This window comes from Streptococcus suis (assembly GCA_022354845.1).
Classification (GTDB): Bacteria; Bacillota; Bacilli; order Lactobacillales; family Streptococcaceae; genus Streptococcus; species Streptococcus suis_AA.
Genome location: CP031970.1, coordinates 146294 through 167444 on the forward strand (window position 1 = coordinate 146294; position 21151 = coordinate 167444).

Below are 21151 nucleotides of genomic sequence, written 5' to 3' on the forward strand. Positions count from 1 at the left end.
AGTAGCGGGTTAATCTACACCATGGTTGACAGAGTGGGAAAGAATTCGACTAGAAGCAGTCTCTTGACTCCCAATTGTAAGTTTGGGCTTCTATGATCGTTTACTTGTTTATAGGTGACCGGCTGAACCAGTTCCCTGAGCTGCTTTACTCCACTGGATTATTTTATTCCCACCTTTAACTATCACCCAGATAGTTGAAGTTCGTTTGATTTTGATTTTTTGAGTATGAAATTTTACAGGAGAGAATCATGACTAAACCAATTCGTGTGCGTTATGCACCAAGTCCAACTGGGCTTTTACATATCGGAAATGCCCGTACAGCATTGTTTAACTATCTTTTTGCCCGCCATCACGGCGGTACTTTCCTTATTCGTATTGAAGACACTGACCGTAAACGTCATGTGGAAGACGGAGAGCGCTCTCAGCTTGAAAACCTGCGTTGGTTGGGTATTGATTGGGATGAGAGTCCAGAAACTCATGAGCAATACCGTCAATCAGAGCGTTTGGATATTTACCAAAAGTATGTTGATCAGCTCTTGGCAGAAGGCAAGGCCTACAAGTCTTACGTGACAGAAGAAGAATTGGTAGCGGAGCGTGAGCGTCAAGAAGCTGCGGGCGAAACACCTCGCTACATCAATGAATACCTGGGTATGTCTGAAGATGAAAAAACAGCCTACATCGCAGAGCGTGAGGCGGCTGGCATTTTCCCGACTGTTCGCTTGGCTGTCAACGAAGCTGGTATTTACAAGTGGAATGACATGGTTAAGGGCGAAATCGAGTTCGAAGGTGGTAATATCGGTGGTGACTGGGTTATCCAGAAACGCGACGGTTACCCAACCTATAACTTTGCCGTTGTCATTGACGATCATTTGATGGGCATTTCTCACGTTATCCGTGGGGATGACCACATTGCAAATACACCTAAGCAACTCATGGTCTACGAAGCACTTGGTTGGGAAGCACCAGAGTTTGGTCACATGACCTTGATTATCAATTCTGAAACTGGTAAAAAACTGTCCAAACGTGATACCAACACCCTTCAGTTTATCGAAGATTACCGTCGTAAGGGTTACATGCCTGAAGCTGTCTTCAACTTTATCGGTCTCTTGGGTTGGAACCCGGGTGGTGAAGAGGAAATCTTCTCTCGTGAGCAATTTATCCAACTCTTCGATGAAAAACGCCTCAGCAAGTCACCAGCAGCCTTTGACCAAAAGAAAATGGACTGGATGAGCAATGAGTACATCAAAAATGCTGATTTAGAAACTATTTTCAACCTTGCCAAACCATTCTTGGAAGAAGCAGGTCGCTTGACAGATAAGGCAGAGAAATTAGTGGAACTTTACAAGCCACAATTATCTTCTGCAGATGAAATTGTGGGTTTGACAGACCTTTTCTTCTCTGATTTCCCAGAATTGACAGAGGAAGAAAGAGAAGTGATGGCGGGAGAAACTGTTCCGACTGTTTTAAATGCCTTCAAGGAAAAATTGGAAGCCATGACAGACGAAGATTTCCAACCAGGCAATATTTTCCTACAAATCAAGGCAGTCCAAAAAGAAACAGGTATCAAGGGCAAAAACCTCTTCATGCCAATCCGTATCGCCGTTTCGGGTGAAATGCATGGACCAGAGTTGCCAAATACTATTTACCTGCTCGGCCGTGAGAAATCTATCCAGCATATTGAGAATATGTTGAAATCTTTGTAAGGTAAATAATCCCCGATGTCCTGTGACAGCGGGGATTTTGTTATATGAGTGGATTAATATCGTATTCTTGATCAATCAGAATATAGTTGAGGTTATATTTCTCACAGTTTTCTAAATAATAAGCGTTATCTTGCAGGAGCAGTTCCTCAGTCGCCCAAGAGTCATCTATTCTCTTTTCGGTGATGTTGGCAAAGGCTTTGATGGTTGAAAAATGCTCCTTGATATAGTTTTCTGAGAAAATCAGACAAGTATAGCGAATGTGGGAGAGATATTTAGCTTCTAAATCCTTCTGCCAATCGAATGGAATGTAGCAGCCTTCAACCACGAGGTTTTGTTGATTTTCAATAGCTGTTTTGATGATTTCGACAACAATGGGCCATAAGTAGTCTGTCAACTCCTTGTCATCTTCGACTGTCAGTTTGGTTTGACCACTACGTATTAAGCCCATTTTCAGATGGTCAATAGAAAGATAGTTGATGTGTTGTTTTTCCAATATGGTTTGAGCGGCGGTTGTTTTACCAGTGTGACTGGCACCAGTTAGCAATAAAATCATTGGCTTTCCTCTAGTTTGTTATTAATCTGCTGGAGTAAATTTTCTAGATTTTCCTTCTGTTCTTGGAGCAGGAGGATTTGTTTATCACGGTCGGCAATTTCATCCAGTATGACCTGTTTGTTTTCTTTTAGCTGTTCGAGACTGCCGCATTTGGTGTCGTGAAGGTCTTTGATACGGATAATAGCTTTCACAGATAGGCCTAACTGGCGAAGTCCTAGTATATTTTCTAGGTTGTTGATTTCTTCTTCGTTCCAGTAGTAGTTACCGTTAACCAGCTGAGGTTGTAGCAATCCCTGTTCGGTGTAGAAACGAAGCGTATCGCGTTTGATACCAAATTGTTGCATAACTTGTCCTGTTTTCATAATGTCCTCTTGACAGTGCCTTACCCCCTCATGATACATTGATGGGGAAAGGAGTTCTATATGATTATTGTTGTTAAATGGTTGATTGTGCTTTATTTGGGGCTATTACCGCTATCTGCTTGGGTATATCGCAAGCAACTTCCTAGCTGGTTACTGATTTTATATGCCTGCCCAGTGTTGCTCAGTTTGTTGGGCTGGCAGACAGTTTTGGGATGTATCTTAGGTCTAATCTTGGCTTGCTGTGTACGGGTTTTAGGTGGTCGCATTCTTTTTGGGAGAAATCGACTCAGTCACTTTTTATCTCATGTTGTACTGAGTTTCATTTTCGCTCTTGCCCTGTTTTTGTTCTAAAAACAACCTCTCCACATAAACCTTCTCCTTGGGATAACCAGTTCTGTTTCTAAAAAGTCTTTTAAATCTTCCTGTGGGATCCAGATATAATTGCTGGTTTCGTCGGCTTGGAGTTGGATAGCAGCTTTGTCCCAATTGGTTTCGGCCCAGTAGCAGTGGAAAATGCACTGGTCGTCATGGGCGATAAAGTGTGTATGGTGGCGGAGTTGGTCAGCTGTCAGCTCAATGCCTGTCTCTTCGCGGACTTCGCGTAATATGGCCTGCTCTGCTATTTCCCCAAACAAGGCCGAGCCTCCTGCTGTCGCTTCATAATAGTCAGGGTAGGAGAGCTTGGCGCTGTCGCGCTTCATGAAGAGGGTGCTGCCGTCGCGGTGGCGGATGATGCACTCGACGACTAGGTGGTAGAGGCCGTGGGGGATAGGTTCTCCGCATGTGAGGGTGTGGTCGGTCAGTTGGCCGTCGGCTGTGTAGGCGTTCCAAGTTTCCATTTCATTCTCCTGTCAATTTTGTAGTTATTCAGTATAGCACATCTATAAGTGAAGTGCAAAGCAACATGTTTTGATTTTTGTACGGACTAATGCTATACTAAGCCTAGTAATTCAAAGGAGAAATCGATACAAACTATTATTCCTCATCTCTGGTACGATACAGAGGCAAAAGAAACGGTAGCTTTCTATGTAGAACTCTTCGGAGGCAAGATTGACTGGACCTACACGGTTACGGAGGCGAAGCTTCATTCAACGAGGCCTTTTCGCTAATGGTCTATGTGGATAGTCAGGAAGAAGCGGATAGTTGGTATGAAACAGTGTCGGCAGCTCCAGAAGCAGAAATTTGTGGTTGGGCCAAGGATCAGTTTGGGATTTCTTGGCAGATTGTGCCACGTATCTTGATGGAGGCATACGATTCGGCTATCCCAGAACAGATTAAGGCTGTGAATGCTGCAGTAATGACAATGAAGCGTCTAGATATCGAATCTATTCAAGCCTTATTAGATTAATAAGATGTAACAGGGACTGAGTTGCAGTTTCTGTTTTTTCTATTAGACAGGAATGAATTTGCTCGGTTTTTGGTATAATGAAAGAAAGTAGAGGGGAGACCACATGAAAGCAATAGAAAGACGAAAGCACATTTTATCACTTTTACAGGAAACATCTCAACCACTTTCAGCGAATTACCTAGCAAAAGAATTTGGAGTGAGCCGTCAGGTGATTGTGGGAGATATAGCCTTGCTTAGAGCAGAGGGGGATCTGGTTTTGGCGACTCCGAGAGGCTACCTACTGCAGTCTTCTCTGGCGCCTCTTGAAGGAGCTTATATTCGTAAAATAGCTTGTCAACATGGACCAGAAGATGTTGAAAAAGAGTTGACTATCTTATTAGAGGGAGGAGCTCAAATCCTTGATGTCGAAATTGAACATCCTATTTACGGTCTCTTATCTGGCAAACTAAATATTACCAGTTTTGAAGATCGGGACCGTTTTTTAGATGATTTGAGTCATTATAAAGGAGTGCTATTGAGTAATTTAACAGAAGGAGTTCATACTCATACTGTCTCATTTCCCTCGGTTCAAGCCTACCAAGAACTTTCTTTGGTATTAAAGGCTGCAGGAATTTTGCTAGAAAATCAATAAAACATTACAGGTGTCTTGACACCTGTAATGTTTTGGTTTATAATCGAACCTATAGAAAGAGAGGTTCCTTATGTCCCAATTAACACTATCATCTAAAAGTTCCGTCAAGCAGCTTTCCATTAGTGCGATTCTTACTGCATTTGCTATTTTGATTCCATTGATGATGCCGATTAAAATTGTTATTGGTCCAGCATCCTACACACTTGCTAGTCATATTCCGTTGTTTATTGCAATGTTTATTTCACCAGCAACGGCCATATTGGTAGCATTGGGCTCCAGTCTAGGCTTCTTTTTAGCAGGATTTCCTATTGTAATCGTATTTCGTGCATTAACCCACTTGATTTTTCTTACTCTGGGAGCTTTTTTAATAAAACGATTTCCAAGTTTTATGGACACTAAACGTTTCTTCCTATTAGGGATTGGTCTCAATCTACTTCATGGCTTAGGGGAGTATATTGTGGTCATGGTCCTGACTTCGGGCGGGCAGACTTCAGATACTTATTGGATGACTATGCTTGGCTTAGTTGGTCTAGGTTCTGCACTTCATGGATTGCTCGATTTTAGTTTGGCATATTATTTTTGGAAAATCTTGAAAGAACGGAAAATTTATCAACCTTAATATGAGTTGAGATAAAATATAGTCTAGAAGTCGGAGAAAATTCTCTGGCTTTTTCTTGTTTTTTCTGTAAATGTACGAGGTTTATTCAATTTTTTATAAAAATGTGTATAAATATGTTGCAAAAAGTATAAATATACACTATAATAGTCACTAAGTTTTATTTGCTAATTTAAATAGAAATGAGAATGTTTATGACGAAAGAAAAATTAATCCTAGCTTATTCAGGTGGTCTGGATACTTCAGTTGCGATTGCATGGTTGAAAAAAGACTATGATGTCATTGCGGTTTGTATGGATGTTGGTGAAGGGAAAAATCTCCAATTTATTCATGACAAGGCCCTTTCCATCGGTGCAATTGAATCGCATGTTTTGGATGTGAAAGAAGAATTTGCTCAAGAATACGTTTTGCCTGCCCTACAAGCTCATGCATATTATGAACAAAAATACCCACTAGTATCAGCACTTAGTCGCCCACTGATTTCTAAAAAGTTAGTGGAGATGGCGCACAAGACTGGTGCAACGACCATCGCTCATGGTTGTACAGGGAAGGGAAATGACCAGGTACGGTTTGAAGTAGCGATTGCGGCTTTGGATCCAACTTTGAAAGTTGTAGCACCTGTTCGTGAATGGAAGTGGGCGCGTGAAGAGGAAATCCTATTTGCCAAGGAAAATGGTGTTCCAGTTCCAGCAGATTTGAATAGCCCTTATTCAGTTGACCAAAATCTTTGGGGCCGGGCTAATGAATGTGGTGTATTAGAAAATCCATGGAATGAAGCACCAGAAGATGCTTTTGGAATCACTACTTCTCCAGAAAATGCACCAGATCTTCCTGAGTATGTAGAAATCGAATTTAAGGCTGGTGTCCCAGTTGCTATTAATGGAGAAACGCTCAGCCTTGCCAATCTCATTCAACAACTCAATGAGATTGCTGGTAAGCATGGTGTTGGACGAATTGACCATGTTGAAAACCGGTTAGTTGGGATCAAATCACGTGAAATTTATGAGTGTCCCGGAGCCATTACTCTTTTAACAGCTCATAAGGAAATTGAAGATTTGACCCTAGTGCGTGAAGTATCTCATTTCAAGCCAATTGTATCTAATGAACTCTCGAATCTGATTTACAATGGTTTGTGGTTCAACCCTGCAACACAGGCATTGAAAGCTTATCTGCAAGCAACTCAATCAGTCGTGAATGGAACCGCAAAAGTGAAATTGTATAAAGGATCAGCGAAAGTAGTTGCCAGAAAATCACCAAATTCTCTATATGATGAAGATTTGGCAACTTATACAAGTGCTGATACATTTGATCAAGATGCTGCAGTTGGTTTCATCAAGCTTTGGGGATTACCAACCAAAGTTAATGCAGAAATTCATAAAAAGAACTAGAAAGTAGGAGCTTATGGAAGCAAAGAAGCTATGGGGTGGTCGTTTTGAGGCCAGTCTTGAGGAATGGGTTGAAGAATTCGGTGCCTCCATTCGCTTTGATCAAAAACTGGCTAAGTATGATATTCAAGGGTCATTAGCTCATGTACAAATGCTTGGGGCAACAGGTGTTATTAGTCTTGAAGAAGCTCAGTCTATACAGGCTGGTCTGGAAGAGCTTCTGAATGACTATGAAGCTGGAAAACTAGTATTTGATATTCGAAACGAAGATATTCACATGAATATCGAAAGTCTCCTGACTGAGAAGATCGGGTCAGTGGCAGGGAAATTGCATACGGCACGTTCTCGTAATGATCAAGTTGCAACAGATATGCACCTCTATTTGAAGGATACCTTGTTTCAAGTAGTAGATAAATTGACCAATCTACGCCAGACATTGGTTAATCTTGCACAAGAGCATATCGAGACGGTTATGCCGGGCTATACCCACTTACAGCATGCTCAGCCAATTAGTTTTGCTCAACATATGTTGGCCTATTACAATATGTTCAGCCGTGACAGTGAGCGTTTTGCATTCAACATTCAGCATACAGATATATCTCCACTTGGCGCGGCAGCATTGGCAGGAACTACATTTCCAATCGACCGTCAACTAACTTCGGATTTAATGGGGTTTTCTCATCCCTATACAAATTCCTTAGATGCTGTATCAGATAGGGATTTTATCTTAGAATTCTTATCAAATGCGAGCATTTTGATGATGCATATGTCTCGTCTCTGTGAGGAAATCATTAATTGGTGCTCACATGAATACAAATTCGTTACTTTATCGGATACCTTTTCAACAGGTTCTTCCATTATGCCTCAGAAAAAAAATCCAGATATGGCTGAGCTGATTCGAGGGAAAACAGGTAGAGTTTATGGAAATTTGGTCGGAATGTTGACAGTCATGAAATCCTTACCGTTGACCTATAACAAGGATTTGCAGGAAGACAAAGAGGGAATGTTTGATAGCGCGGAAACCATTTTGGTATCTATTGATATTTTGGCAGGAATGCTACAATCTATGACAGTTCATAAGGAAAGAATGGCTCAATCAACTGAGAAGGACTTTTCGAATGCTACAGAGTTGGCGGATTACTTGGCTAGCAAGGGTCTACCGTTTCGTCAGGCGCATGAGATTGTTGGAAAACTGGTCTTGGAATGTAGTAAAGCTGGGTACTATTTACAGGATGTTCCTTTAGAACGTTATCAGGAAATTTCATCGATTATTGGACCGGATATATATACAGCTTTAGAGTCTCAAACGGCAGTTTCACGAAGGAATTCGCTTGGAGGAACCGGTTTTGAATCCATTCGCTGGCAAATTCAGCAAGCAAAAGAGCAATTATCAGCTTCAAAAGGCCTCTAAACGTGATGTTTATTGGCTTTTTTGAATTTTATGGTATAATAGTAGTAATTTTGAAAGATGGAGTGAGAGTTTGAGAAAAAGCTATCGTGTCAAGCGTGAACGAGATTTTAATGACATTTTCACCAAAGGAAATAATGTGGCAAATCGTCGATTTGTAGTCTATTGGCTAGCGAAAGAACAACCGCATTTCCGAGTAGGGCTTTCTGTCAGTAAAAAATTAGGAAACGCTGTCACGCGGAATAAGATTAAGAGAAAAATTCGACATGTTCTTATTGAGCATCAGGAACAACTTGTAACGAATGATTTTGTTGTCATTGCTCGCAAGGGTGTTGAAGAATTAAACTATCAGGATATTAAGAAAAATCTTCTCCATGTTTTAAAACTTGCCAAACTTTATCAGGAAGGTGTTGAGATTGAAAAAGAAAGCTAAGTGGGTTGGTTTACTCGCCACGTCCCTGTTTGTATTGACAGCCTGTGGGACAGGTCCAGTAACTAGCCAGTCGTCTGGTGCATGGGACCAGTTAATCTATTGGTTCGCTAGTGTCATCCAATTCTTGTCCATCAACGGTCAAATTGGAATAGGGATTATCCTATTTACTATTTTGATTAGGACCCTGTTATTGCCTTTGTTCCAAATACAGATTAATTCTTCGCGAAAGATGCAAGAGTTGCAACCGAAGTTGAAAGCGCTACAGGCTGAATATCCAGGAACAGATATGGAGAGTCGCCAACAACTTTATGAAGCAACACAGGCACTCTATAAAGAGAACGGCGTTAGTATGAGATCGTCTATGATTCCGCTTCTCATTCAAATGCCAATCTTATTGGCTCTTTTCCAAGCTCTAACACGCGTTGAAGCCTTAAAAGTTGGTCATTTTCTTTGGTTAAATCTCGGGGAACCTGATCCGATTTTTGTCTTGCCTGTTCTGGCTGCTGGTTTCACATTCCTCAGCACATGGTTGACCAACAAGTCTGCAATTGAAAAAAATATGGCTATGACAGTTATGACTTTTGCCATGCCAGTCATGATTTTTCTCTTTGCTTTGCCGGCTGCGAGCGGGGTATCCTTGTACTGGACTGTATCAAATGCTTATCAAGTGGTTCAAACTTTAGTATTTAATAATCCGTTCAAAATAATAGCGGAGCGTCAAGCCAAAATTGATGTGGAGAAAGAACTTCAGTCTAAGAAGCGAAAGGCTCAAAAAAAGGCCAAGAAAAAGAAATAGGATTCTAGGAGAGAGAAAATGAAATTTACAGGATCAAGTGTTGAAGAAGCTATTCAAAATGGCTTGGTAGAGTTAAATATTCCTCGGAAGAGAGCACATATTACTGTAGTTGCGCGTGAGAAAAAAGGTTTCTTCGGTTTTGGGAAAAAGCCAGCTATTGTTGACATTTATGTAATCAATGAGACAACGGTAGTGAAAGCTAATCAAAAAGCTGTTCGTGGAGTTCCAACTGAAATTAATGAGTTGAATGAGCCGGTTAAAAGTATCTCAGAAGCGACAATTGACCTAGGAAAAGTTGTTGCAGCTGTTAAAGAATTTGAAAAATCTGGCCAAACGCTCGAAGATGATATCAAGGCTCAGATTTTGAAAAATGAAAAAGAGGCAACTACAATTCTGGAAGAGACAGGTCGTATTGAGATTTTACCAGAAGAGCTGCTTCATCCATCATCTGCGGATCAGTTTGTCGATGAAACAATTCAAGACCAACCTGCTACCACAAATCAAAGTGAATCAACTTCTGAATTTGCTGATATTGATATTAAGGTGGAATCACAGTATGACATTGAACAAGTTGTAGCTGAAGTGTCAGAATATGTTCAAGAAATATTGGATGATATGGATGTAGAGGCTCGCATCGAGACAAGTCACAATAGACGAACCATTAACATTCAAGTCGACACAAACGAACCTGGACGTGTCATTGGATATCATGGAAAAGTATTAAAAGCTTTGCAACTTTTGGCACAAAACTTCTTATATAATCGATATGAGCGTAATTTTTATATTACAATTAACGTTAATGACTATGTAGAGCACCGTGCAGAGGTACTACAGGGATATGCTCAAAAACTGGCAGAGCGTGTGATAACCGAGCAAGAAGCTTATCATACAGATCCTATGTCTAGTAATGAGCGCAAAATAATCCATCGCATCATTTCAAAAATGGATGGATTGACAAGCTATTCAGAAGGTAGCGAGCCGAATCGATACGTTGTCGTAGATATCGAAGGAAATCGTGATTAATTATCAGATGTTTAAAGAGAGGATGAAGTGTTCCTCTCTTTTTTATTAAATTATGAAGAAAAATATTTGTTCGGATAGGCTGATTTTTGGATTCTTGGTAAAAAGTCAGTCAGAACACCTTGACAAATGGTTTAATTTCTTATAAAATAGATTGGTATGTTTAGTAACTGATCAAAACTAGCCGGCTAAACGAATACGAAAATCTAGAGGAGGTATTCATCGTGAAACGTACTTTTCAACCAAGTAAAATCCGTCGCGCACGTAAACACGGTTTCCGTAACCGTATGGCAACAAAAAATGGCCGTCGTGTGTTAGCAGCTCGTCGCCGTAAGGGACGTAAAGTGCTTGCTGTAGCGTAATTGATGAACAAGAAACCAGCAGAAACTCGAGTCTGCTGGTTTTTCTTTCTTAATAGTAAATGGAAATGTGAGAAGGGAGTACTTTGACATGAATAGGAAGATGGTCTCCTTCGTCACCGTCAATATTGATTTGCAAATCACCATCAATGACTGAAATTTTCCCTTCTGTGAAGGTTTCATAACCAAGACTTGTTGTGTCTTCCGTGACACCGTTCATTAATTGAGGGATGGCGGATACTGTATCCAGAAAATGACTATCTTTTAGATAAACTAAGTGAAGTAAGCCATCATCTACCTTGGCATTCGGCAGGAGTGTCTCAAATCCACCTATTGAATTGGTTAAACCGATAATCAGCGTTGAAGAAGTGATGGTTTTTGAAGCGCTATTCAACTCTATTTTAAATTGATAGCTCTGGTTATTAACTAGTTCTTTTATACCATTGATAAAATATGCCAACTTACCAAATCGTGTCTTTTCTTCTGGGGCTACATCGTTGATTCCTTGTGGGATGGCTCCAATTGCGGCGACATTCATAAAGAAACTATCATTGACCTGGCCTATATCAAGGAGGCGCTTCCGAGAAGGATCAAATTGAGCAATGGCTGTTGTTGGATCTAAAGGAATACCTAATGCTCTGGCTAAATCATTTACTGTACCAAGCGGGAAAAATCCAAAATGTGGTCGGTGTGGTTCATTGGCGATTCCGCTAATTCCTTCATTTACAGTGCCATCACCACCCATAACAATCACGCTATCGAACTGTTTCTGGGCAGCCTCTTTAGTAAAGCGAGTCGCATCACCAGCTTTTTTGGTTTCTTTTACCTCAACATAATCGAAATAGGCTTTTAATTTCTCAAGGGCCTGTTTTTGGAACTCTGGTGCTTTTTCACCACCAGAACTAGGATTAACAACTAACAAGGCGTTTTTCATAGCGATTCTCCTACTGATTTTTATGATATTATTTATTATACAATTTTTTACATAGCAGATGCAACTAACCGCTTCCTTATTAGTTAACGTACAGGTGGAAAAATGGTATACTACTTAGTAGTTTGAAAGAGGAGCTTATAAAAAAGAGAATGGTAACTATTTTTGATACACACACACATCTCAATGTTGAACAGTTTGACGGACGGGTCCAAGAAGAGCTAGACTTTGCCAAGGAGATGGGGGTTACCCTCCACAATGTGGTTGGTTTTGACCGAGCAACCATTGTCAAGGCTATGGAGCTAGCTGACCAGCACCCTGAAATTTATCTAACATTGGGATGGCATCCGACAGAGGCTGGCACCTATGATGAAGAAGTTGAACGTTATCTACTCAAGGCTCTTAAACATTCCAAGGTCATTGCCCTGGGGGAAATTGGACTGGATTACTACTGGATGACGGCTGACAAGGAAACCCAGGCACGCGTCTTTAAACGTCAGATGGAGTTGGCCAAGCAGTTGGATTTACCCTTTGTGGTTCATACTCGTGATGCTTTGGAAGATACTTACCAGATCATTAAGGAAGTCGGCGTCGGTCCGCGCGGAGGGATCATGCATTCCTTCTCTGGCACGCTGGAGGAGGCTCAAGCTTTCATAGACCTGGGGATGCACATCTCCTTCTCGGGAGTCGTGACCTTCAAAAAAGCTGTCGAACTCCAGGAAGCGGCGCAAGCATTGCCCCTAGAAAAAATCCTGGTCGAAACAGATGCACCTTACCTGGCCCCAGTTCCAAAGCGGGGTCGGGAAAATCGCACTGGCTACACCCGCTATGTGGTGGAAATGCTGGCCCAGCTTCGCAACCAGTCGGTCGAAGAAGTGGCGAAAGCGACTTACGAGAATGCAAGGAGCTTGTTCAGAATTGACTCAGAAAATTAAGATACAAGAAGTCATAGTTGTCGAGGGCAAGGACGATACAGCAAACCTCAAACGGTTTTACGAGGTGGATACCTACGAAACCAGAGGTTCTGCCATATCAGACGATGACTTGGAACGCATAGAGAAACTCCATGACCTGCGTGGTGTCATTGTCTTTACTGACCCAGACTACAATGGCGAGCGGATTCGAAAAATCATTATGCAGGCTATTCCCACGGTCAAACACGCCTTTTTACAGCGGGACGAGGCTCGGCCCCAATCCAAAACAAAAGGGCGGTCCTTGGGCATTGAGCACGCCAGCTTTGAGGACTTGGAAAAAGCTCTCGCAGGCGTGCGTGGTTACTACGATGATGAACATAACTTTGACATCACCAAGTCCGATTTGATGCGCCTAGGCTTGCTTATGGGCAGCGACAGTCGCAAGCGGAGGGAATATCTGGGAGAGAAGCTCCGCATCGGCTATTGCAACGGCAAGCAACTGCTCAAACGCCTAAACTTGTTCGGGATAAGTTTGGCGGATGTCGAGGAGGCGATGGGGGAGTATGAGTGAATTGGAAACAGGCAAGGAAGTATTTGCTATGAACCAGCTGGATTTGACTGCTAGCTTCAATCTAATTTTACAAAACATTGCTGTAAAAAATGAGTTGCTAATTCTGACAGAAGAAGAGTAGTTTTTACAGCTTCAGAAGGAAATGCAGGAAAATCAGCAAACTATTGAGGCGGGTCGAGGAATCGGTCTAGAGCGTGTCAAAGAGAAGCATGGAATTTGAGTTTTAACGCCGATAACCGTTTTGGTAAGCAGATAGACCCGCTTCATCTGACCCGAGGCTACGTCATTGGAAAAGACTACATTGCTCTCTATCGCGTAGTGAAAAATGAACTTCGAGTTGTTCACCTTTTTGCGACCAAGAGTGATTATGTTAAGTTGTTGAAGTGAGAGTGTATGAGTAGGACAGAGCAAGTCATCCTAACCAATATGTGTATGATTACAGACGGTCGGCGGGTATTGGTCCAGGATAGAAAATCTGAAAAGTGGCCTGGTGTGACTTTCCCTGGGGGGCCATGTCGAATGTGGAGAGAGTATTATTTCCTCCGTCATTCGCGAAATCAAGGAAGAAACGGGTTTGACGGTATCTAATCTCGAGCTTTGTGGCATTCAAAACTGGACGGATCCAACAGATCACTATCGCTATCTGAAGTTTGCCTAGAAATAAAAAAACAAGAAAGAACACACATGAGAATCGCAGACAAAAACGTTACTCGTGCCGTCCTTGAACGCCACGGGTTTACCTTTAAGAAATCCTTCGGTCAGAACTTTTTGACCGATACCAATATTTTACAGAAGATTGTGGACACGGCAGAGATTGACCAGAATGTCAATGTTATCGAGATTGGTCCTGGAATCGGAGCACTGACTGAATTTTTGGCAGAGAGTGCCGCTGAGGTCATGGCCTTTGAGATTGACCACCGCCTGATTCCGATTTTGGCGGATACCTTGGGTCGCTTTGACAATGTGACCGTGATCAATCAAGATATCCTCAAGACCGACCTGCAGACCCAGATTCAGAATTTCAAGAATCCTGACCTGCCCATCAAGGTCGTGGCCAACCTGCCCTACTACATCACCACCCCTATCCTCATGCACCTGATTGAGAGCAAGATTCCCTTCAGCGAGTTCGTGGTCATGATGCAGCGGGAGGTGGCCGACCGTATTTCTGCCGAGCCAAACACCAAGGCTTACGGCAGCCTGTCCATTGCGGTCCAGTACTACCTGACTGCCAAGGTGGCCTTCATCGTGCCTCGCACCGTCTTTGTGCCCGCACCAAACGTGGACTCCGCCATTCTCAAAATGGTCCGCCGCGAGCAACCCCTGGTGAACGTCAAGGACGAAGATTTCTTCTTCCGAGTGTCCAAGGCCAGCTTTGTGCACCGTCGTAAGACCCTGTGGAACAACCTGACCAACCATTTCGGTAAGTCTGAAGAAGTCAAGGATAAGCTGACGCAGGCACTTGGCATGGCAGAGCTGGAAGCCAGTGTCCGTGGAGAAGCACTTTCTATGGTTGACTTCGCACGTTTGGCGGATAGTCTGAAAGAAGTGGGGTTATAAGAAAACAATCTGCACTATATGCTGAAACTAGAGTGTTTTTGACAAAAAACTATTGAATAGGGACAATCGTAGGATTGTCTCAGATTGAAGAAAAAGTCCTTTTTGGACAATTTTCTTCAATCTTTTTTCTTTATGTTGAAAATAAAAAACTATCAGAAACGCCGAAATATCAATGTTTCTAAGAGTTTAATGACTTGCTGTCTTTCGCAAACTTCTTCAATTTTTAATATTTTTAGGAGTTTGTCTACGTTCTGGGACAATCGTAGGATTGTCTTTTTCTTTATGTGCATATCCCATTCATTACAAAATAATGGCTATTCATTATAAAGTGATTTTTTTAAATTTTGTCTGGGTTATACTTGTTCATGTAAAGGCGAAGAACACAAGAAAATCGCCAAAAAATATAATAAGGAGGACATTTATGACTGCTAAAACTGGAAATAAAAATTTTCCAAGAGATGGATGCAAAACAATTAGAGTATAAAATTGCTTACTAGATAGTTGACAAAATAAGGAGGACTTTTAAATGACAGCAGTAATTGTTGCGGATGATTCAATCTGGCAAGAACCTCCAATATCCAAAAATAAGAAATTTTGGTTGAAAAACTGAGCAAAAAAAAAGGAGGAATGCCCCATGAAAAAACAAACCAAACGCAACACAATTAACCTCGGTATCTTTTCATACACATACACCCGTGGCCGTCACTCATTCTAAGTTGGATTGAGCGGAGTCACAATAGATTGAAAAAGAAAACACATAAAAGGAGTTTCCCATGAAAAAACAAACCAGACGCAACACAATTAACCTCGGTATCTTTTCATACACATACACCCGTGGCCGTCACTCATTCTAAGTTGGATTGAGCGAAGTCACAATAGATTGAAAAAGAAAACACATAAAAGGAGTTTCCCATGAAAAAACAAACCAAACGCAACACAATTAACCTCGGTATCTTTTCATACACATACACCCGTGGCCGTCACTCATTCTAAGTTGGATTGAGCGGAGTCACAATAGATTGAAAAAGAAAACACATAAAAGGAGTTTCCCATGAAAAAACAAACCAGACGCAACACAATTAACCTCGGTATCTTTTCATACACATACACCCGTGGCCGTCATTCATTCTAGTAAAACGTTATTGATAGTTAACTGAAGGAGAGGTTAACTATCAATAAGATGGGGTTTAAATGTAATATGTTATACCCTATCTTATTGATAAAAATAGAAAAGGACAAATGACGATGATGTTATTTACTTCAATTTTAAAATCCGTCGCAAGCCGGAGAGATGTCAAAATATTTTTCGGTTTCATTATTTTACCGATTTTAGTACCGTTTTTATCTCAGACAATGGATGGAGCTCGGGATAACTTTGGTCAAAGTTTTCTGACCTTCTTAGATCTGACTTTGGTCACCCAGTATCGTGTCATCCTGCCGATTATGATTTTTTCACTCGTTATTACATCTGTTTTTAGAGATGAAATTGATTCCGGAATCATGTTTCTCTATAAGGATATCAATCGAACAAAAATATTTAATGCCAAAATCTTAAGTTTGTTTGCCATCTATGGTTTGTATGTCTTGGGAACTATGGTGGCAAGTTTATTGGCCTACTACGTCCTGATGGTTCCAAGTGGAGATGTTTCAAGTAATCTATTTCCAGCGCAAGTGGCAGATGGTGGACAGTCACTAGTTTCCATTTTATCAACTGTGACCCTCAATTTAATTACGATTGTATTGGTGGCGATGATATCCATCAGTTCAAAGACAATCCAGTCTGTCTTGTCAGGAGTCTTCTTTACCTTGCTGGTAACCGTTTCTCCCATGTTGATTGGAATCCGATATTTATTCCCAAGTGGGTATGTGGAAATGAGTCATTCGAATCTTGGGACAGCCCTTCTTCTCATAGTGGTTCTATTTCTTCTATACTTGGGAGTCTGCTACATAAAAGGCTTACAGAAGTTTAAAAAAGTAGAGTTTTAGGAGGGAGTCATGTTGGCATCAAATATAAAACAGATCTTTATTGCGATAGGCTTGGTCCTGATTGCTTCGATAATCTATGTGTTTGGAACATCGATGATTTTCTTTAGTTCCGGAAATCACTTGGAACTCTCTTACTTACTGGCAATCATTTGTTTCATGCCTTTGGGGTTCATTGTCATACCACATCTGATAGCACAAAAAAATTCTCTCTACTCCAACGAATATGATATTCACTTTAGTTGGAAATCCTACTTGTTGATAGCAGTTTTGATTTTCATTGCCAATCTTTTCTTTATAAAGAGCAATGAATATTTCCAACAAATGATTATCTCAGCCTGTGAAGAATTTCTTTTCCGCTTTGTCCTCTATAAGATTCTGCGCAAGCATTATCAGTATTGGCCAACCATTATTATCACTTCTCTCTTGTTTGGCTTTGTTCTTCACTTGAATTATCCATTCATGGATAATCTATTGATTCGGACACCAGCAGGAATAATCTTCTCATTATTGGCTAGTCGCTTTGGACTTCAGTATGCAATTGCTGGTCACTGGCTTTACAATTTAGTCATTTCACAAATTTATTTTTAGGAGGTCACATCATGACATTATTACTTATCGCTGCAATGATTTACGCTGTACTCGCTTTCGCTGGTTCTCAATTCTTACTGGCCTTATCGGCTCCGGCTTTCGCTTTGTTGGTCTATATATTCCCATTGATACTGAATTTTCTAGTGACCAAGATGCAAAAGAACGACACACAGAAATTGATCGCAAGTTTGGTTAGTCCAATTCTCACGGTGCTATTCTATGTTGGTTTTGTTTCCCTATCCCTATCTTCAGGGGCATGGTCTAAATTTGTTGAAGCAAACAATGTTGCCAACAGCAGTATCATTTTGGAAATTACAACGACACCACTGGATGCATCTCAACTGATCTTCGTTTCCTTGGTTTTCTTCGGAATCTCACTCGCAACATATTTTATCTCAAAAGCATCGCTTTCAAAAAATAGAGGAGTTCAACATGCTTAAGGTTGAAAACATTTCAAAAAAATTCGCTGGTAATGATTTTTACTCTCTCAAGGATGTTAGCATGGAGATTAAAAAGGGAGAAATTGTCGGTTTGATTGGTAAAAATGGTGCCGGTAAATCAACCCTTATGAAATTGATGGCAAAATCCTTAAAACCAACTGCGGGCAAGATTACCTATAAAGGTGAGGATATCAATGGTCGTGATAATGTTCTGGATGATTTCGGAATTATGATCGATCCAGTCTTTTATCCAGAAATGTCTGTTGTGGATAATTTAAAATTCTACCTCAAGCTACATGGCAAACAAGAACTGTACTCCAATATTGAACCTACCTTGAAAATTGTCGAACTCTGGGATGCTCGCAATCGTAAACCAAAAGGTTTTTCCTTCGGGATGAAACAAAGAACAGCATTGGCTATCGCCATGGTTGCTGAACCGGACTTCCTTATTCTCGACGAACCATTCGTTGGTTTGGATCCAATCGGGGTTCAAAAACTCATTGATATCCTCAAAAAATGGTCTAGTGAACGCCAAATCTCCATGCTCATCTCTAGTCACCAATTGGGAGAGTTGGAAGCTCTTTGTGAACGGTATGTTTACATTGATGGTGGACAGTTAGCCGAGTCCTTTGCAGGACAAGAAGCACAGAGTGTCATTGTAAAACTTACTCCAGGTATTGACCTTGACTTCTTGCAACCCTTCTTATCAGAAAATGTAAAACTTAGAGAACAGGACCTTGAAATTTCAACTGTTACAGATAAGGATAGCTTGAATCAACTTTGGGCAACGCTTGGTAACAACCATCTCATTAATGGTATTGAAATCAAGGAAAATCACCTTAAAGAGGTATTTATGAAAGGATAAAACAGTATGAATGGCATTTTTTCAGCAGTATTCGAATCAGTATGGAAGCGGAAAGAGACGAAGATATTCCTAGTCTTCGCCCTCTATCCCTTGATCTACTTTGTTGCATCCTTCTTTGACTCTTCCAATTTCATGCAGATCAATGTTGGTAGCGGTTCTCAGGTTGGCTATATTGATTTTGCGGATATGATGCTCAATTCGGTTGATGCCATGATGTTACCAACATTGGCCCTCTATTTCTTGACAATCTCTGTGTTTAAGCGTGAGACTGATGACCACACCATGTTTTTATACAAGGACATCAATCGTCGGTCAATCTTCCTAACGAAGTTTTTCAGTCTTGCACTGATTTTAGTGCTCTACTTTGTATTATTCTTTATCGTGACACTATTTGTTCACTATACTCGTGTCGTCAACATGGACTTTGGCAGCAGTCGTCTCGGATCAGACGATCTCTATTCCACCATCTATGCAGGGATCAGCATGCTCGTCATTTTCCTGAAAGGTATTTTTTCCATCGCCGCCGCAGCCTACCTCTCTTTACGTTTCGGAACGGGAGCGACGATGGGGGTATCTATCGCCTTGTCAATAGCCATGACAATCACATCCATTATCGGAGGACCAGTTGCGATGATTTTCCCAAATGGTTACAATCAGTTTTTCAAAAGTGTCAGTGACGTTTGGATTCCTTTGGTGGGGTCAGTAGCCATTACTAGTTTGTATACTGTCTTTTGCAATTACTTTAGTATCAGAACATTTAAAAATTTGGAGTTTTAAGGATGACAAACCCATTGTTCAAGTTGCTCATCGGCTTTCTTAATAAACCGAAATTCATTGTCGGTTTCATCTTAAGCTTGTTAGGAACCAGTTTAGGCCTCTTGTTGCCACAGGTGATTGGTAAATTATTAGATATCACTTTTTTAACAGAGATAGCCTCCCAGCCGCTTCTGTTAACTGGGATGGTCCTATTCTTCGTGTCTGTTTATGTGATTCGAGCGGTCTCTTCCTACTTGGTAGGGACCTGTGGCAGTCAGGCCTTAAATAAAATTCAGAAACATATCTATGATCATCTTTTAAAGGCGTCTGTTCAGGAATTGGATGCTTATCAGTCTGGAGACTTAGCCAGTCGATTGACGAACGATATGTCGATCGTCTTGAATTTTATGACAGTAGTTGTTCCAAATTTATTATTAAACGTTATCGTCATTGTTGGATCCATTTATTTCTTATTTATGATCAGTTCGTCAATGACCTTCATTAGTTTATTGATTGTTCCGGTTTTGTTATTGGTTATCGTGCCCATCAACGCTCATTTGGAGGCTTACTATAATGACTACCAGACTGGGGTCGGAGAAATTTCGAGCCGCATTAGTCATAAGTTTGTCCATATTCGTCTCATGAAAGCCTTTCGCGGAGAGCATAGTGAGGCAAGAGATATGGGGAAATCTTTTGATCATCTGACATCAAATTATAAAAAGATTATTGGCTGGTCTTCTTTCCAAAATACACTGATTAGTAGCTTGATGATGGGGTTTATTATCTTGATTCTTGTCCTGGCTGGAGGCGAGGTGGCTAGAGGAACAATGACGATGAGTTCATTAACGACCTTTATCCTTTATATTACCCAGCTCATTGATCCCATCTCAGATGTTTCGGATGCCATGACCGAAATAAGCGAGTTCAGAAGCGTTTCAAACCGCTTAATGGAAGTCTTGAAATTGGCTAAAGAAGATGATGGCAAGGATTACTCTAGTATCGAGAGTGCAGCCATTCGCATGTCAGGTGTTCAATTTGCCTATGATACAGAACGTATATTGAACGACTTATCTGTTCAAATCCCTTCTGGGAAACATGTTGCGATTGTTGGGCCGAGTGGTTCTGGAAAATCGACAATCTTTTCTTTGTTGATGAAATTCTACCAGGACTATCAAGGCAGTATCCAAATTGGTCAACAGGAGTTGAAAGATTTATCGCCTAGTCAAGTACGTCAAATGATTTCCTACATCCCCCAAGACAATACTCTGTTCCATGGGACCTTACGCGAAAATTTACTGTATGGAAAAAATAGCGGAGTGTCTGAGGAGCGCTTGTATGAAATTTTAGAACAACTGGATCTGACCAAGTTGGTGAATGAATTAGAAAAGGGAATTGATACTAAAATTTCAGATAGTGGTACAGGCCTTTCTGAAGGTCAAAAACAGCGCTTCAACATTGCGAGGGCCTTTATGGTCGATCATCCTATCTATCTGTTAGACGAGGTAACAGCTAGTCTCGATAGTGTTACGGAAAGCATTATTAGTAAAGCAATTGATAAGTTTACAGCAGGAAAAACCCGCTTGACGATTGCTCATCGCTTAAATACGGTTAGAGAGGCAGACTATATATTGGTCTTAAATAAGAATGGCTCTGTTTCAGACTTTGGAAAACACCAGCAGTTAATCCAACGGAACCATCTTTACAATCATTTCTTGTCTGAATTACAAGCAGCAGGTTAAAAACAGTTAATCTGAGATAGGAACCGTCTCAAGACAGGGATAGTTAGAAACATCAATATGCTTAGTTTCTTGTATCGCACAGGAAACTTTTTTATTTCTGTGATTTTGGTTCATTCCAAACAGAGTTAATCGGTAATCTTTTGATTTCTGCAACAGGCTACAGGCTAGTTTTAGAGTATAGAGCGAAAAA

Annotated in this window: 21 protein-coding genes and 5 pseudogenes; 22 read left to right on the top strand and 4 right to left on the bottom strand. The window is 40.9% G+C overall.

The window, feature by feature from the left end; all coding sequences use genetic code 11:
- The first annotated feature begins 248 nt into the window (after positions 1-248).
- Complete coding sequence (locus tag D2A30_00805; GenBank protein ULL20266.1) at positions 249-1703, top strand: glutamate--tRNA ligase; 1455 nt, start codon at positions 249-251, stop codon at positions 1701-1703.
- Positions 1704-1743: 40 nt separating this feature from the next.
- Here D2A30_00805 and D2A30_00810 read toward each other — a convergent pair whose 3' ends face one another.
- The 3 genes and pseudogenes from D2A30_00810 to D2A30_00820 form a co-directional block, all read right to left on the bottom strand.
- Positions 1744-2256 carry an adenylate kinase gene (locus D2A30_00810; GenBank protein ID ULL20267.1) on the bottom strand — a complete coding sequence of 171 codons (513 nt, stop codon included), beginning with the start codon at positions 2254-2256 and terminating at the stop codon, positions 1744-1746.
- Entirely contained in the window at positions 2253-2618 is a 366-nt protein-coding gene (locus tag D2A30_00815) for a MerR family transcriptional regulator (GenBank protein ULL20268.1), read from the bottom strand. The genes D2A30_00810 and D2A30_00815 overlap by 4 nt, the downstream gene beginning before the upstream one ends.
- A gap of 297 nt (positions 2619-2915) precedes the next feature.
- Positions 2916-3457: pseudogene (locus D2A30_00820) on the bottom strand (NUDIX hydrolase).
- A gap of 126 nt (positions 3458-3583) precedes the next feature.
- On the opposite strand from D2A30_00820, the pseudogene D2A30_00825 reads away from it, so the two are divergent.
- From D2A30_00825 to D2A30_00865, 9 genes and pseudogenes are all read left to right on the top strand, one after another.
- Positions 3584-3966 (top strand): annotated as a pseudogene (locus D2A30_00825) (hypothetical protein).
- A 103-nt stretch (positions 3967-4069) separates the two neighbouring features.
- Entirely contained in the window at positions 4070-4597 is a 528-nt protein-coding gene (locus tag D2A30_00830; protein ULL20269.1) for a transcription repressor NadR, read from the top strand.
- A gap of 70 nt (positions 4598-4667) precedes the next feature.
- Positions 4668-5216, top strand: a complete 549-nt coding sequence (locus D2A30_00835) for a hypothetical protein (GenBank protein ID ULL20270.1) — start codon at positions 4668-4670, stop codon at positions 5214-5216.
- A gap of 191 nt (positions 5217-5407) precedes the next feature.
- On the top strand, positions 5408-6601 hold the full coding sequence (locus D2A30_00840) for an argininosuccinate synthase (protein ID ULL20271.1): 1194 nt from the start codon (positions 5408-5410) through the stop codon (positions 6599-6601).
- Positions 6602-6614: 13 nt separating this feature from the next.
- Positions 6615-8009: an argininosuccinate lyase gene (gene argH, locus D2A30_00845; GenBank protein ID ULL20272.1), complete on the top strand. Its 1395-nt coding sequence runs from the start codon at positions 6615-6617 to the stop codon at positions 8007-8009.
- A gap of 70 nt (positions 8010-8079) precedes the next feature.
- Entirely contained in the window at positions 8080-8439 is a 360-nt protein-coding gene (locus D2A30_00850; GenBank protein ULL20273.1) for a ribonuclease P protein component, read from the top strand.
- The gene (locus D2A30_00855) at positions 8423-9235 is read left to right on the top strand and encodes a protein translocase component YidC (protein ID ULL20274.1); all 813 of its coding nucleotides are present in this window, start codon (positions 8423-8425) and stop codon (positions 9233-9235) included. The genes D2A30_00850 and D2A30_00855 overlap by 17 nt, the downstream gene beginning before the upstream one ends.
- Before the next feature lie 18 nt (positions 9236-9253).
- Positions 9254-10258, top strand: a complete 1005-nt coding sequence (locus tag D2A30_00860) for a protein jag (protein ID ULL20275.1) — start codon at positions 9254-9256, stop codon at positions 10256-10258.
- Positions 10259-10479: 221 nt separating this feature from the next.
- Positions 10480-10617 carry a 50S ribosomal protein L34 gene (locus D2A30_00865; protein ULL20276.1) on the top strand — a complete coding sequence of 46 codons (138 nt, stop codon included), beginning with the start codon at positions 10480-10482 and terminating at the stop codon, positions 10615-10617.
- A gap of 49 nt (positions 10618-10666) precedes the next feature.
- On the opposite strand, the gene D2A30_00870 is transcribed toward D2A30_00865, so the two are convergent.
- On the bottom strand, positions 10667-11548 hold the full coding sequence (locus D2A30_00870) for a diacylglycerol kinase family lipid kinase (protein ULL20277.1): 882 nt from the start codon (positions 11546-11548) through the stop codon (positions 10667-10669).
- A gap of 149 nt (positions 11549-11697) precedes the next feature.
- Between D2A30_00870 and D2A30_00875 the strand changes: the two genes are divergently transcribed.
- From D2A30_00875 to D2A30_00930, 12 genes and pseudogenes are all read left to right on the top strand, one after another.
- Complete coding sequence (locus tag D2A30_00875; GenBank protein ULL20278.1) at positions 11698-12480, top strand: TatD family deoxyribonuclease; 783 nt, start codon at positions 11698-11700, stop codon at positions 12478-12480.
- Positions 12464-13030, top strand: coding sequence for a ribonuclease M5 (rnmV, locus tag D2A30_00880; GenBank protein ID ULL20279.1), 567 nt, complete (start codon positions 12464-12466; stop codon positions 13028-13030). The genes D2A30_00875 and rnmV overlap by 17 nt, the downstream gene beginning before the upstream one ends.
- A pseudogene (locus tag D2A30_00885) lies at positions 12999-13250 on the top strand (toxin-antitoxin system antitoxin subunit). The gene rnmV and the pseudogene D2A30_00885 overlap by 32 nt, the downstream one beginning before the upstream one ends.
- Before the next feature lie 2 nt (positions 13251-13252).
- Positions 13253-13417: pseudogene (locus D2A30_00890) on the top strand (type II toxin-antitoxin system mRNA interferase toxin, RelE/StbE family).
- 6 nt (positions 13418-13423) lie between these two features.
- Positions 13424-13676: pseudogene (locus D2A30_00895) on the top strand (NUDIX domain-containing protein).
- A 38-nt stretch (positions 13677-13714) separates the two neighbouring features.
- Complete coding sequence (rsmA, locus tag D2A30_00900) at positions 13715-14587, top strand: 16S rRNA (adenine(1518)-N(6)/adenine(1519)-N(6))-dimethyltransferase RsmA (protein ID ULL20280.1); 873 nt, start codon at positions 13715-13717, stop codon at positions 14585-14587.
- Between the two features lie 1245 nt (positions 14588-15832).
- Positions 15833-16573: an amino acid transporter gene (locus D2A30_00905; GenBank protein ULL20281.1), complete on the top strand. Its 741-nt coding sequence runs from the start codon at positions 15833-15835 to the stop codon at positions 16571-16573.
- Between the two features lie 12 nt (positions 16574-16585).
- Positions 16586-17161, top strand: coding sequence for a CPBP family intramembrane metalloprotease (locus D2A30_00910; protein ULL21962.1), 576 nt, complete (start codon positions 16586-16588; stop codon positions 17159-17161).
- Between the two features lie 11 nt (positions 17162-17172).
- Positions 17173-17601 carry a hypothetical protein gene (locus D2A30_00915; protein ULL20282.1) on the top strand — a complete coding sequence of 143 codons (429 nt, stop codon included), beginning with the start codon at positions 17173-17175 and terminating at the stop codon, positions 17599-17601.
- A complete protein-coding gene (locus tag D2A30_00920; GenBank protein ID ULL20283.1) occupies positions 17594-18466 on the top strand; it encodes an ABC transporter ATP-binding protein in 873 nt (290 codons plus the stop codon). The genes D2A30_00915 and D2A30_00920 overlap by 8 nt, the downstream gene beginning before the upstream one ends.
- 6 nt (positions 18467-18472) lie before the next feature.
- The gene (locus tag D2A30_00925; protein ID ULL20284.1) at positions 18473-19243 is read left to right on the top strand and encodes a hypothetical protein; all 771 of its coding nucleotides are present in this window, start codon (positions 18473-18475) and stop codon (positions 19241-19243) included.
- A gap of 2 nt (positions 19244-19245) precedes the next feature.
- On the top strand, positions 19246-20961 hold the full coding sequence (locus D2A30_00930; GenBank protein ID ULL20285.1) for an ABC transporter ATP-binding protein: 1716 nt from the start codon (positions 19246-19248) through the stop codon (positions 20959-20961).
- Positions 20962-21151 lie beyond the last annotated feature (190 nt).

Coding starts and splice junctions, on each gene's coding strand:
- D2A30_00830 (ULL20269.1), top strand. CDS start 4,070: ATGAAAGCAATAGAAAGACGAAAGCACATTTTATCACTTTTACAGGAA.
- D2A30_00920 (ULL20283.1), top strand. CDS start 17,594: ATGCTTAAGGTTGAAAACATTTCAAAAAAATTCGCTGGTAATGATTTT.
- D2A30_00805 (ULL20266.1), top strand. CDS start 249: ATGACTAAACCAATTCGTGTGCGTTATGCACCAAGTCCAACTGGGCTT.
- D2A30_00905 (ULL20281.1), top strand. CDS start 15,833: ATGATGTTATTTACTTCAATTTTAAAATCCGTCGCAAGCCGGAGAGAT.
- D2A30_00875 (ULL20278.1), top strand. CDS start 11,698: ATGGTAACTATTTTTGATACACACACACATCTCAATGTTGAACAGTTT.
- rsmA (ULL20280.1), top strand. CDS start 13,715: ATGAGAATCGCAGACAAAAACGTTACTCGTGCCGTCCTTGAACGCCAC.
- D2A30_00870 (ULL20277.1), bottom strand. CDS start 11,548: ATGAAAAACGCCTTGTTAGTTGTTAATCCTAGTTCTGGTGGTGAAAAA.
- D2A30_00840 (ULL20271.1), top strand. CDS start 5,408: ATGACGAAAGAAAAATTAATCCTAGCTTATTCAGGTGGTCTGGATACT.
- D2A30_00835 (ULL20270.1), top strand. CDS start 4,668: ATGTCCCAATTAACACTATCATCTAAAAGTTCCGTCAAGCAGCTTTCC.
- D2A30_00925 (ULL20284.1), top strand. CDS start 18,473: ATGAATGGCATTTTTTCAGCAGTATTCGAATCAGTATGGAAGCGGAAA.
- D2A30_00930 (ULL20285.1), top strand. CDS start 19,246: ATGACAAACCCATTGTTCAAGTTGCTCATCGGCTTTCTTAATAAACCG.
- D2A30_00915 (ULL20282.1), top strand. CDS start 17,173: ATGACATTATTACTTATCGCTGCAATGATTTACGCTGTACTCGCTTTC.
- D2A30_00860 (ULL20275.1), top strand. CDS start 9,254: ATGAAATTTACAGGATCAAGTGTTGAAGAAGCTATTCAAAATGGCTTG.
- D2A30_00810 (ULL20267.1), bottom strand. CDS start 2,256: ATGATTTTATTGCTAACTGGTGCCAGTCACACTGGTAAAACAACCGCC.
- D2A30_00815 (ULL20268.1), bottom strand. CDS start 2,618: ATGAAAACAGGACAAGTTATGCAACAATTTGGTATCAAACGCGATACG.
- argH (ULL20272.1), top strand. CDS start 6,615: ATGGAAGCAAAGAAGCTATGGGGTGGTCGTTTTGAGGCCAGTCTTGAG.